Annotated in this window: 8 protein-coding genes; 6 read left to right on the top strand and 2 right to left on the bottom strand. The window is 40.0% G+C overall.

Annotated elements, in window-relative coordinates; translation table 11 throughout:
* Window positions 1-77 precede the first annotated feature (77 nt).
* The 4 genes from ACE1CC_RS07935 to ACE1CC_RS07920 all read left to right on the top strand — a co-directional run bounded on the left by ACE1CC_RS07935 (window position 78) and on the right by ACE1CC_RS07920 (window position 6844).
* Window positions 78-1058 (top strand): cytochrome c oxidase subunit II, encoded by a 981-nt coding sequence (locus ACE1CC_RS07935; protein ID WP_413269932.1) that lies wholly within the window; start codon window positions 78-80, stop codon window positions 1056-1058.
* 120 nt (window positions 1059-1178) lie between these two features.
* Entirely contained in the window at window positions 1179-2864 is a 1686-nt protein-coding gene (gene ctaD, locus ACE1CC_RS07930; protein WP_413269931.1) for a cytochrome c oxidase subunit I, read from the top strand.
* A gap of 146 nt (window positions 2865-3010) precedes the next feature.
* Complete coding sequence (locus tag ACE1CC_RS07925) at window positions 3011-3634, top strand: cytochrome c oxidase subunit 3 (protein ID WP_413269930.1); 624 nt, start codon at window positions 3011-3013, stop codon at window positions 3632-3634.
* A gap of 519 nt (window positions 3635-4153) precedes the next feature.
* Window positions 4154-6844, top strand: coding sequence for a tyrosinase family protein (locus ACE1CC_RS07920; protein WP_413269929.1), 2691 nt, complete (start codon window positions 4154-4156; stop codon window positions 6842-6844).
* Window positions 6845-6890: 46 nt separating this feature from the next.
* Here the strand turns inward: ACE1CC_RS07920 and ACE1CC_RS07915 are convergent, their stop codons facing one another.
* Window positions 6891-10037, bottom strand: coding sequence for an EAL domain-containing protein (locus ACE1CC_RS07915; RefSeq protein ID WP_413269928.1), 3147 nt, complete (start codon window positions 10035-10037; stop codon window positions 6891-6893).
* Between the two features lie 1029 nt (window positions 10038-11066).
* Here ACE1CC_RS07915 and ACE1CC_RS07910 point away from each other — a divergent pair.
* Window positions 11067-11330 carry a hypothetical protein gene (locus ACE1CC_RS07910; protein WP_413269927.1) on the top strand — a complete coding sequence of 88 codons (264 nt, stop codon included), beginning with the start codon at window positions 11067-11069 and terminating at the stop codon, window positions 11328-11330.
* A 349-nt stretch (window positions 11331-11679) separates the two neighbouring features.
* Here ACE1CC_RS07910 and ACE1CC_RS07905 read toward each other — a convergent pair whose 3' ends face one another.
* A complete protein-coding gene (locus tag ACE1CC_RS07905; RefSeq protein ID WP_413269926.1) occupies window positions 11680-11817 on the bottom strand; it encodes a hypothetical protein in 138 nt (45 codons plus the stop codon).
* 58 nt (window positions 11818-11875) lie between these two features.
* Between ACE1CC_RS07905 and ACE1CC_RS07900 the strand changes: the two genes are divergently transcribed.
* Window positions 11876-13276, top strand: coding sequence for a beta strand repeat-containing protein (locus tag ACE1CC_RS07900; protein ID WP_413269925.1), 1401 nt, complete (start codon window positions 11876-11878; stop codon window positions 13274-13276).
* Window positions 13277-13537: the final 261 nt, after the last annotated feature.

The raw sequence follows: 13537 nt of genomic DNA, 5'->3' as shown, positions 1-13537 counted from the left end.
TTGATTAGCCTTAAATCAAATTTGGTTCACAGCAAATCAAACAAACTAAGCAGTAGTGCAAGCAATTATAATTAGCCGTGAAAATCCCAAGTAACATTACTACACTCATTGCCGGAATTGTACTGACCCTTGTCAGTCTTTGGTATGGTCAAAATCATAACTTACTGCCAGAAGCGGTGTCAGAAGAAGCACCTTTGGTAGACGGTTTATTTAATATGATGATGACCATTGCTACAGGTTTATTTCTGATAGTTCAAGGTGTATTAATTTACAGCCTGTTCAAATTTCGGAAACGTCCTAATGACCCCACAGATGGGCCGCCAATTCATGGTAATGTACCTTTAGAAATTCTCTGGACAGCAATTCCAGCAGTAATTATTCTCATCGTTGGAGTCTACAGTTTTGAAGTTTATAACTCGATGGGTGGCTTAGATCCAATGGCGGCTCATGGTACTATGGCGCATCATAGCAAGATGCCAGGAGCAGCGATCGCAGCCACATTAAACGACGAAACAGACTCACTCACAACCAACAATCAATTAGCATTAGGTGTTGGTGCTTCTCCAGAAGAACAAGGTCAAAATCCAGACTTAAACATCAACGTCACCGGGTTGCAATTTGCTTGGTTATTTAATTACCCTGATAGTGGTGTTACCGCAGGCGAATTGCACGTTCCTGTAGGTCGGGAAGTCAAACTCAACATTTCTGCAAATGACGTAATTCACGCCTTTTGGGTACCGCAATTTCGCCTAAAACAAGATGCAATTCCCGGTAGAGAAACTCAACTACGATTCACTCCCAAAATCCCAGGTACTTACCCGGTAATTTGTGCCGAACTTTGTGGTTCTTATCATGGTGCAATGAAAACTCAAGTAATCGTAGAAACACCAGAAGAGTTTGATACTTGGATACAATCACAAATCGCTGCTAACCAAGAAAACTTAAATCAAGCAGTAGCAGTAAATCCCGAAAATATGTCAACTTCTGAATTTCTCACTCCCTACGCTCAAGAAATGGGAATTAATTCAGATACTCTGCAACAATTACACACTCATTGACCTATTCAAAAAATAATGTAGAGACGTTTCATGTAATGTAGAGACGTTTCATGAAACGTCTCTACAAGGTTTCTCAGTAACACAATTGTTACTAAACACAAACCAAAAACTGCAATTCTTATGACACAACTTCAGGTAACAGAATCAGCCAATTTAGGTCATACCGCTGAAACTACAACTGGCGGTGATTGGCGGAAATATTTTGGCTTTTCCACAGATCACAAGGTAATTGGCATTCAATACCTAGTGACAACATTTATTTTCTATCTCATCGGTGGAGCATTAGCTTCTGCTGTACGCACCGAATTAGCAACTCCAGATTCCGATTTTGTCAGCCGAGAACTTTACAATAGCTTTTTTACAATCCACGCCACAATTATGATTTTCTTGTGGATTGTTCCGGCGGGTACAGGGGGATTTGGTAACTATTTAATCCCCTTAATGATCGGAGCCAAAGACATGGCATTTCCTAAACTAAATGCTGTGGCTTTTTGGATGATTCCCCCTGGAGGAATTTTACTTTTAAGTAGTTTCTTTGTCGGCGCAGCTGGGTCTGGTTGGACATCTTACCCACCATTGAGTTTAATTAATGGTCAAGCGGGTGAGTTGATTTGGATTCTTAGCGTTCTGGTGTTAGGAACTTCTTCAATTTTAGGAGCGGTAAATTTCCTCGTTACCATTTTAAAAATGCGACTTCCAGGAATGGGATTGCATCAAATGCCGTTATTTTGCTGGTCAATGTTATCAGTTTCGGCATTAGTTATAGTTTCCACTCCAGTATTAGCAGGTGCTTTAATTCTGCTGAGTTTTGATTTGGTAGCAGGAACGGCATTTTTTAACCCCACTGGTGGCGGCGATCCGATCGTTTATCAACACATGTTCTGGTTCTATTCCCACCCAGCAGTTTATATTATGATTCTGCCGATGTTTGGGATGATTTCTGATATTTTGCCAGTTCATGCTCGCAAGCCGATTTTTGGGTATAGAGCGATCGCATACTCCAGTTTAGCAATTAGCTTTTTGGGGTTAATTGTCTGGGCACACCATATGTTTACCAGTGGTACTCCCGCCTGGTTAAGAATGTTTTTCATGATCGCCACAATGGTAATTGCTATCCCCACAGGCATTAAAGTATTCAGTTGGTTAGCCACAATTTGGGGAGGCAAATTAAACCTAAATAGTGCCATGTTATTTGGCATGGGTTTTGTCTCCATGTTTGTCATTGGCGGCTTAAGTGGCATCATGTTAGCCTCCGTACCCGTTGACATTCACGTTCACGATACCTATTTTGTAGTCGCTCACTTGCACTACGTTTTATTCGGTGGTAGCGTGTTCGGACTCTATGCCGGAATATACCATTGGTTCCCCAAAATGACAGGCAGAATGGTCAATGAAACTTGGGGAAGAGTACACTTTGCACTCACACTTATTGGCTTTAATTTGTGCTTTTTACCAATGCACAAACTAGGTTTAGAAGGTATGCCCAGACGGGTAGCAGAATATGACCCCAAATTTGCCACACTTAATTTAATGGCTACTATTGGGGCTTACATTTTGGCAGTTTCCACAATTCCTTTTCTGATAAATGCGATCTGGAGTTGGATGTATGGGCCAAAAGCTTCAGGTAATCCTTGGAAAGCTCTCACTTTGGAATGGATGACAACTTCTCCACCACCAGTAGAAAACTTCCACGAAGAACCAGTTTTATGGTCTGGGCCTTACGATTATGGCATCGATTTTGAAGAAGTGGAAGAAAACAAATCAGTGGAAGAATTACTCGCTGAAGTCAAAGTAGACGTTGGTTAAAAGTTTTGAGTTTTGAGTTTTGAGTTTTGAGTTAAAAATTGCTATTAATTTAAGACTTAAAACTCAAGACTTCAACCTAATTAACAATACCAATGACCAATGACCAATGACTAATGACCAATGACCAATGACCTAATCAGGAAATTATGCAAAGTCCCACAATTGACGAGTCTAAAACTGCTCTAAATTATCATGGTGCAGCCCAGGCAGCAAGTCATCACGAAGCACATCCCGATCATCGAATTTTTGGCATTATTGTATTCCTAGTTGCGGAAGGGATGATCTTTTTAGGTTTGTTTGCTGCCTATTTAACTTTTCGCGCTGTTGCCCCAGTTTGGCCCCCAGAAGGTACTCCAGAAAGAGAGTTATTACTACCAGGAATTAACACCGCAATTCTAATCGCTAGTAGTTTTGTGATTCATAAAGGCGATACTGCGGTAAAAAACAATAATGTGGCAAGTTTGCGAACTTGGTTTCTCATCACTGCCATCATGGGAGTGATTTTCTTAGCAGGTCAAGTTTACGAATATAGTCACTTAGAATTTGGCTTGAAAACTAATCTTTATGCCAGCACTTTTTATGTTTTGACTGGCTTTCACGGAATGCACGTTTGTTTCGGTATTCTGTTAATTTTGGGCGTGCTTTGGCGATCGCTCAAACAAGGACATTACAGTTCGGAAAATCACTTTGGTGTAGAAGCAGCAGAAGTCTATTGGCACTTTGTAGATATTGTTTGGATCGTGCTGTTTTTACTGCTCTATATTCTTTAAAACAAATAAGCTGTGGAGCATTTAAATCACTTATTAACGAGTAGGGTGCGTCAGACGGTAAAGCCTGATATAGAAAGAAAAATATCCCCTTCTGACGCACCCTACAATATGACTTTTAAATGCCTAACAGCTTAGCATTTCGGTAAAAATGCCCCCTGCTGGGGGTTTTTTATCACCTCGTTCCCCGGTTCAACCAGGGAACGAGTATCTGGGAGGTTCTACCTCCATTGCTGCAAGATCTCAGTCTAGGTGCAAGATCTCAGATTTACGTAATCAATATTATTACTTAATTATTTAACTGTTTAGTTAAAACTTTAAATAACAATCAATAAATTTAGCTAATAATATAGACAACTTCTGCATAAGTGCCAAAGGTTAAGACATATAGTTACTTGAATCACAGATGTGTTGGCTTTAAGGTAAATTTTGTAACAACCATTTTTTGCCAATTTTGGCGAATGGGAGCAACCTTGTGGTTTAACTACTGAAATTGTCAGGGAGTGTAAAAGGATAAGCCAGATGAACGATCGAATGGACGATAATTTGTTAGTTCGCAAGAATGTCAAAGACCTCACTTCAGAAGAGAAACAGCGCTTCGTTAATGCAGTTAAAGCTTTAAAAAATCGCCCCTCACCTTACACCGTTTTCAATCCCGAAACAAACACCAATGAAACTGTCCCCAATGCTTATGACTACTACGTAAGATTGCACCAATTGGCAATGGAGGGATTACATTCCCATGATGGGATGAATCATTTGCATGATGGGATGTCTACTGTGGCACCAGTCCATAGTACAGCAAATTACCAATCCTTCGTGTTTTTACCTTGGCACCGGGAATTATTGCGACGGTTTGAAGAGGATTTGCGATCGGTAGATCCCACCGTAACCTTACCTTACTGGGACCCCACCGACTCGGAGAGCACCGCAGCTGTGTTGAGCGACGACTTGATGGGAGGGCCTGGTAATGCTCAAGACGGTTTCTTCGTCAGATCTGGGCCATTTCGGGCAGCACCTTTCTCATTGCGGAACTTATCCCCGGAACAATTAAATCAACAGGGTTTTTGGGCACTTACCTACAGCAGTCCATCTGATTTAAACCAAGATGGACGAGTAGATCCTGAGCGATTTTTGCAACGCAGCAGCAACATTGTACCGAGTCCCAATTCGGTTTTTCCCGGTCAAGCCAACTTCCCCCCCAGAGCAGAAGTCGATCGCGTTCTCAATCTTCCCACCTTTGAGAGGTTTTCTGTAGGGTTGGAAAGTGGTCTTCACAATAACACTCACGTTTGGGTGGGTGGCGAGATGACTCAGGCGACTTCTCCCAACGATCCTTTGTTCTTTTTACATCACGCGAATATCGATCGCTTGTGGACGGAATGGGTGGAAACTAACCAAGACAACACAGGTTTTCGTCCCTTCTCTTCTCAAGTCCCAGGTGCCAGAATCAATGACCCATTGTTCAGTTTTGATGGAGTTACAACAGAACAACTAATTTCCACTGCCGAACTTGGTTATGTATACGACACAAACAAACAAACTAACCAAGGTGGTACAGATGAACAGCCAAGCGATCTGCCGATTATTTCTGCCAATAACACCTCAGTCGTAGAGAGTTTTACTTCCCTAAACTATGAAATCACTCTTTCTCGACCTAGTAACCAAAGAGTTACAGTAGACTACGCTCTTACTTTTGCCAACTCAGATGGTAATAGTTCTTTTGCCACAGTATTTACAGGTAGTCAAAAAGCTCGTGGTTTCGGCTCTTTCCAATTAAATAGAACCGGAGATGCACTAATTTACTCCACAAAAATTTCTGGTTTAGATTTTGGCTCTTTGTTAGGTCAAACACCCCAAACACCGAATACTGATGATGATGTAATTAGTGTTGAGTTTCGCCGGGAAAGATCCTATGGAAATGACGAGGTTGTATTGGATATTTCCAAAGCTGGTCAAGATGCAGACGATTGGCAAGCCATAATTAATCCTGATGGTTCAACAATTATTACTGGTGTTTGGGAAACCACAGATGAAGCCGAAGCATCTATTAGCGATTTTGCTCAATCTTTGCGAAGAGTAACATCAGGAGAAGACACACAATTATATATAAGTGTGCAAACCAAAGGTTCTCCAAAAGGTGAAATTAGCGGTCAAATTTTTGGTGGCAGACCTGATGTAACTACGATTACCAGCAAAGGTCAAGTAGTCTTTGAACCCGGTCAAACTAAACAGTTTGTGAGGTTGAATGTCATCGATGATAGTCAACCAGAATTTGACGAAACTGCCCCAATTTTCCTCACTAATGCTGTCGGAGCAGTTATTGGTAAAGCGCAAGGTTTAGGCACTATCCGCGATAACGATGGCGGCGGTGGTAGTGCTAATCTTCCCATTACTGAAGAGAAGGGAGGTGCGGGAAATGAAACCCTTTCCGGTGATACAGGTAATGATTCTATCTATGGGGAAGATGGAGATGATGTGGTATACGGTGGTGCAGGTAGCGATAATCTCTACGGCGGTCTTGGTAAGGATTTGTTTTACGGCGATCAAGGGGATGATGAGGTTTATGGTAATCAAGGTGAGGATACCCTTTACGGTGGCGAAGGAATTAATATTCTCTACGGCGGTCAAGATGATGATGTAATTTACGCTGGTAGTGACGAAGATGAGCTTTATGGCAACAAAGGTCATGACACTATTTACACCAAAGGTAAAAGCGCTACTTACGGCAACCAAGGGAATGATACTGTCTACGGCGATCGAGAAGGTAACATTATCTATGGTGGCAAAGCCCATGATGATTTGTACGGTAATCAAGGCAATGATAGCCTCAATGGAGATAAGGGTAACGATCGCTTAATTGGGGTTAATCCTAATAATCCTAATCCGGGACGTGGCGAAGTTGATGTTTTAACTGGTGGTTCGGAAGCTGATACTTTTGTCTTAGGAAATCTGATTAGTACTTTCTACAATGACGGCAAAAATACAGATAAAGGGATGAGCGATTATGCTTTAATTGCTGATTTTGATGCTACGCAAGATTCGATCGTCTTGCGCGGTTCAGCAAATACTTACGTCTTAGCTGCTACTCCCGAAGGAATGCCGAAAGGAACAGCTATTTATCAAAAAACTCCGGGTGTGAATGAACTAATTGCGATCGTCGAAAATCTCAACGACTTAAATCTTCAAAGTAGTTACTTCACTTACCTTTAGAATATAGACCCCCGACTTCTTCAAGAAGTCGGGGATCTGAGGAGATCTAGAATTGAACTCCTAAATTTTTTTCTAACAATTCTGTAGCAGCTTTTTGATTTAATGGTTTAGAAAAGAAATAACCTTGTCCATACTCACATCCTAAACTTTTTAATAAAGCTAGTTGCTCAAAAGTTTCTACTCCTTCGGCAGTGACATCCATTCCTAAAGTATGAGCTAAAGTCACAATTAAGCGAACGATTTCTGAATTTTCTCCATCAGAACTCATGCGACTGACGAAAGAGCGATCGATCTTTAAAGTATCGATCGGAAATCGATGTAAATAACTCAAAGATGAATAACCCGTCCCAAAATCATCAATAGCCAAAAGCACTTTATTTTGTTTAATTTGACCTAACAAAGCTGGCACAGATTCAGTATTTTTCATAATAGCACTTTCGGTAATTTCCAGCTTTAAAGTGTTAGGTGCAATCCAAATTTCTCCCAAAACTCCTTCAATTTGTGAAGTCAGACTAGCTTGTTCTAATTGAATACCGGAAAGATTAACACTCATCGTTAAACTGCGCTGAAATTGTCGTTGCCAAATTCGCAACTGTTGACAAGCTGTTCTTAGCGTCCATAGTCCGATCGGAATAATTAATCTACTTTCTTCTGCAATTGGAATAAACTCAGCAGGTGAAACTAATCCTCTAGTTGGATGATTCCACCGAATTAGAGCTTCAAAACCTCTGATTTCATCAGTTTTTAAGCAGACAATTGGTTGATAATATAATTCAAATTCTTGAGCTTCATTATTGCATTTGGAAATCAGCGCGATCGCCTTTCTCAAATCACTATCCAACTGCAAACGAGACAAAGCGCTAGTATACATACTTGTCTCGAATACCACCGGAGTCCTACCACCTTTTGCTCCGTGCATCGCCGTATCTGCTGCTCGCAAAAAGTCTTCTGGACGTTGATAATCAGGTAAATCACACAACTCTTTACTAATCGCAATCCCAATACTAGCACTAGAAAATATTTCATGCCCATCCAAATTGAACGGCAAACTTAATTGTTGATAAATCCGATTAGCTATTTCCTTGGCAATCTTAGCATCCGAAATATCTTCTAATAAAATTACAAACTCATCTCTACCTAAATAAGCAACTTTATCAGTTGGGCGCAAACAATTTTCTAACTGTCGCGCCGTAGCAATTAGCAGTTGATCTGCTATTAAATGCCCTAAGCTAGATTTGACAATTTCAAAGCGTTCTAAATTGAGAAAAAGCACAGCGAAATTTGGACTTTGCGATCGGGTAATCTCCTGAGAATCTTTAGTTTCTCGCTGTAAAATCTTGCCCAAATGTTCTAAAAACCAAGCTCTATTCGGTAGTGCAGTCAACGCATCATAAAAAGCATAACGCAATCTTTCTTCCTGCGCTTTTCTTAACTCCGTGATATCTTGCACCATGAACAAATGACCATAAATTGTGCCATCAGTTTCTTGCAGTGGAGTATTTCGCCATTCACAAATAATAATTTTTCCTGATTTGGTAAGATTTTCATTAATGCTATGAGCAGTCATATCTCCTTGACTTAGCCGCAACAAAACTATGCCAAAGTTAGTTTTAGCTGATTCAGGAACAATGGTAAAAATATGTCTTCCCAGAATTTCTTCTTTAGTAAAACCAAAAATCGTTTCCGCAGCCGGATTCCAATCTAAGAAATGAAAATCAGGATCGGTAAGAATAAATCCGATCGGCATTCGCTCAATTTGTAATTGTCGTAATTTTTGCAATCTTTGAGTTTGTTCGTAAAGTTCAGTGTTGACGATCGCCATTGCACAACGCTCAGCTGTAATTTCTAAAAGGTGTAGTTCTCGTTCATTATACGGATGAATCTGGCACCAACCCAAATGAATAACACCTATACAGGTACCGTTGCGTTTGAGTGGTACACCCAACATTGTCTGAATTCCCTGCTCTAGAATAAATGTCAAGGAAGTTGCATTTAATACTTCTATAGTAGGTTCATTTATTGTATCTTTAACATATAGTGGTTCCATAATTTTAGCAATAGTACCTGCAAATCCTTCGCCTACAGGCACTTCATAATAAATACTAATTTCAGGATTTACTCCTACTCCATTTGTGTAGCGCAAATAACCGTTATCTTTTAATAAAATTACTGCTGTATCTGCTGATAAAACTTCAACTATTTGCTGTAATAATGTATCTAGTAGTTGTTTTAAATCTATAGTATTGGGAACATTTGCTGTCGCTTCAGCCAGTGCTGCTAAATCTTCAATATCTTTTTTCAATTGTTCTAATAGTTGGCTTTTTTCCGACTCTACCTGTTTATAATCAGTGATATCTTTAGCAATAGAAACTAATCCTAAACTTTGAATTTCAGAATTATGGTAAACACTTTTACTTACTATAAAAGTTCGGGATACAGGTTGATTGCTTTTATCTAAAATAGTAGTAACCTGCTCATAAGTTACTGTTTCTCCTGTGGATAATACTAGGCGATCGCTCTCCCTAATTTGTTGCGCCACCTCTCGCGAAAACAATTCCCAATCATAAGCATTTAACACTTGATTAACAGATTTTCCCAAGAACCTAGCCCCTGGTTCATTAGTCATTAAATATCTTCCCTGATGATTTTTTACAAATACCGCATCACTCATCCCTTCAATCACAGCCATCAATATAGTACTACTATCTTCTGGTAATTCTTCTTCACCTTCTGTCAAATTTTGATTATTACTTATTTCTTGAACTGTGACTTGATAATACAGTAATTTTCCTAAACTATCTCGCACAGCACAAGCATTTTCAACTACACAAATAATGCTCCTATCCCGGCGATAAATTTCAAACACTTCCCCATAAACAACACCATTTATATACAATCTATTGAGAAAAAATTCCCGTTTTTGATAGTCAACATCTAACTCTTTCCAATTACAGTTAGCAATTACTTCTTCAGGATGATTATACCCATAAATCTCTGCTAAAGCCCGATTAGCATTAATATAAATTCCTGAAGGCAATACTTGATAAATTCCTTCAACCGTATGATTAAATAAGTTATAGTACTCTTGTTTAGTTTGTTGTAATTGTCGCTGTACACGACCAATTGAGTAGTAAAGTAACCAAGCGGTAAAAAATACAAAAGTCCAATCTGCGATTATGTGTAAGTATCTCAAAGTCAAACTGTTTTTGGCTAGCAAATTAAACAATTGTGAAGTCAACAAGAACCACAAAGTTGACAAAAATGAATAAATGAAGATTAATTTGCTAACTTTTAGGGAGATCCCTTTAAGATTTATTCTTAGTATCATAAGTAACGATCGGAATTACAAAAAAAGGTGGTTGCTTTGCTATAATTGAACTTGTCTTTAGTAAAATGGTAGATAATATGCCTATAGCTATATTACTTATAGTATTAATCATTAGTGGTGCTTTTTGCACTCAGGTTTTAATATTCATTCCTTTAAGCCTCCCAGATCTATTCCATATTCCCACTTGGTTCCTGTTAACATTTACTCTGATTTTTCTTTCATGGTTCCTAGCTGAATGATATATGAATATACTGGTTATAGCAGTTAAATTTAACTTTAGGTGTGAATTTGGCTAAGTCTAAGTAATGTATGGTATTAACTAGTTTTGCCAAAATTTATAAATTTTTATAAATTTTGCTAATCTGTATTGTATAAAACCACACTATAGCAATTCTCAGGCGCATGAACTACAGAGTTAAGACTTATGCTCCAAACCCAATTTCTTAAGGTAATTTCTTGATCTGGGCGTTTGGGTAAGAACGAGAAACCGGGTTTTTTGAGTTATGGGGCATAAGTCCTAAGAGTCTCTGGTTTTCGGGAAGTCTTAACAGAAAATAACACTTAGGTCTGCCTCACAAGGCAAGAAAAACGCTATACAACCTTGCTGTGTAACAAGAGTATTTAAATTTTCCCAAGCTTTTTATCAAGCAATCGTAAAATTTACTCCTCATCAGGTGCAATAGGTAAAATTAATGCTAAATATTAGTTTAATACTATAAGAAAGGCAGAAGGCTCTAGAGCAGAAGAGTTTGATTAGCTTTTCTGTCCAGCTATTTACCTGTTTTCAACTGATTGGTTATTTCTGCCGCACTGCACTAGTAATTCCGGTGGGGTGTTCTGCAATGGCTTTCTGGTAAAGATGTATCCAAATTCGCTGATTAAGAGTTGCTAACTATGCTACAATTGAACGTTTATCAACCTCCTGAACCAAAAACACAAGTCGTTCCTGATACAAGAACTTTGGTAAATATTGCTCAACATCTGGAAGAATTGGAAAAATCCGATCGCTCTTTACACAACTTGATCGGCATGGAAATTTGGTCTATTACCAAAACGATGGACGATTTATACCCCGGTTTTTGGCACAAATTTATGCTCAATCGTCGCCAATCAATGAAACAATTCATGCAGCAAAAGCAACGCTCAGATAATCATTGAAGGCAGAAAGCAGCTTAAGAAAAAATAAATATCCTTGAGTTCGGTAAAACTGCGGAGATTTTGATAAATGTGAAACTTCAATTTTCTGCGATCGGAACTCCCTGTATCAACTAGCGCACAATTAATTTACTAAAAATTTATATAAAGTCGCATTTTTATAAAATTTTTCACAAGTACCCTCCGTACTATTCCCTATTAAACCGATTATAGAGAATAATAACTAAAGGAACCTACTTAATAACCTATATTGTGTTAATTTTCCCCAAGAAAAAAGTACATAAAGGTCTAAAGAGTAGTTATTCTGGAGCTTTTTAGCGAAATATCCTTTATAAACCCAAAAATTAACGGATTACTCATAAAAGTCAAAAATCGCCAGCAATGCAGGCGATCGCGGCTTGTCATGAGTATCTGTTAATTCCCTAGACTTGGTACCTCTGGTAACAGGCGTGCAACAGAAACCTGGAACATTTTCATGTCTGTAGCTCAAATCTAATTCTGTTGCCGGAGTCTAATTCAACTTTCTGAAATATTTTGGAGTTATTTCTATGACGACTACCCTGACAAACACTGGTTGGACTGGACTTGCAAATGGTTTGTGGAGTGACGGAGCTAACACCGTTGTCGATGCGAATGGGGGCTTTATTGTCAACACTGGAACTGTCGCAGATACTAAGTCTGGCGGTGACTCCCTCCAAGGAAGTGGTGGGTCTATCGGACTCAACATTTTTACGGGTGCCACCCTCCAGAAAATAGGTCTCGGACGGTTGGGCGTGATTGGTGTCGGTGCAGATAGTGGGATCAATAACGATGGTACCTTCCAAACTAGCGATGGCAATGATTCCTTTTCGGGAAGTGGTGGGAAATTTGGTATTAAAACTGGATCTGGTTCCATCATCAACTTAGGAAATGGCGCGAATACCATCTCTGGCACCAGCACTGCAACTGGAACTATATCTTACGGGATACTTAACGTTGGTACGATCGAAACTGGCGCTGGCATCGACACCATCACTGGTATAAGTGGATATATCGGCATCAATAACGCTCGTGGTGCCATCATCAGAACTGGTGGTACTGAATTGGGAGGAGACACCATCAGGGGTACAGGTAGTTTTATTGGCCTCAATAATGAAGGTACGATGGAAACGGGCAATGGCAATGACAGAATAACTGGCGATGGCAATGGCATCAGAAATGCTGGTAATATTGCTATTATCCGAACCGGAAATGGTAACGACACCATCACTGGCAGTGTAACGGGCAGTGGGTTCTACGGAATCATCAACGACGGGGAAGCCAAAATCGAGGCTGGCGACGGTATTATGAAAATAACCGGAAGCGGATCTGTTGATGGCATCCTGAACCAATTTGGCAGCACCATCCAAGTCGGAACTGGTACTAACACAATTTCTGGAACGGGCGGTAACAGCGGTATCAACAACCGATTTTCCAACATCCTCACTGGCGCTGGCGTTGATACCATCACTGGCACTGCTACTGGCACTGCGGGTGTTGGCATCCGTAACGAGTTCGTTAGCACCATCCAAACTGGCGATGGCACAGACGTTCTGACTGGCAGAGGAACCGTTGGCATCTATAACGATGGCGTTATCAATCTCGGTAATGGTAACAATACGGTCGCTGCTTTGACAGCCGCTGGGACAGTAGGAACCTTTACTGGCACGGGTAGTATCATTTTCGGCACTGACCAAGACCGTCTCCGGGGTTTTGGCACTGGCAATTTCTCTGGTGGAGGCGGTACAGACATCGTGGAATTACCAACAGGAAGTTATACCGTTGGTTCTGCAACTGTTAATGCTAATACATTTGTGACATTTACATCTGGCGGTATCACCATGAACGTCACCGAGTTTGAAACTTTAAGAATTGGTAGCAAATCATTTAACATCGCCAATCTAATCCCTAATACCGTTGTTACGGGTTAGTCAGGTGATTTCACGAATACCAAATCCGGGTGAGCTATCCCCTTGGTGTATCAAAAGGCGATCGAAATCCCCAGTACACAAACTCTCGTCCCTCTGGACTAAAGAATAGCAGGAGTATTCGAGCCGGATTTGGTAGCAGATAGTAACTTTTTAGATCTACTGAGTTAATAACACAAAAAACCTGCTTTTGCAGGCTTTTTTTTCCCCAAATTTCAGACTCAGGTACGTTGTTGCGCTTTAGCGCTCTTATTTAGCGCTAAA

This window comes from Floridaenema aerugineum BLCC-F46 (genome assembly GCF_041929345.1).
In the GTDB taxonomy this organism is placed as follows: Bacteria; Cyanobacteriota; Cyanobacteriia; order Cyanobacteriales; family Aerosakkonemataceae; genus Floridanema; species Floridanema aerugineum.
The sequence above is the reverse complement of the archived record's forward strand: the minus strand, read 5'-3'. Positions and strand labels throughout refer to the sequence as shown.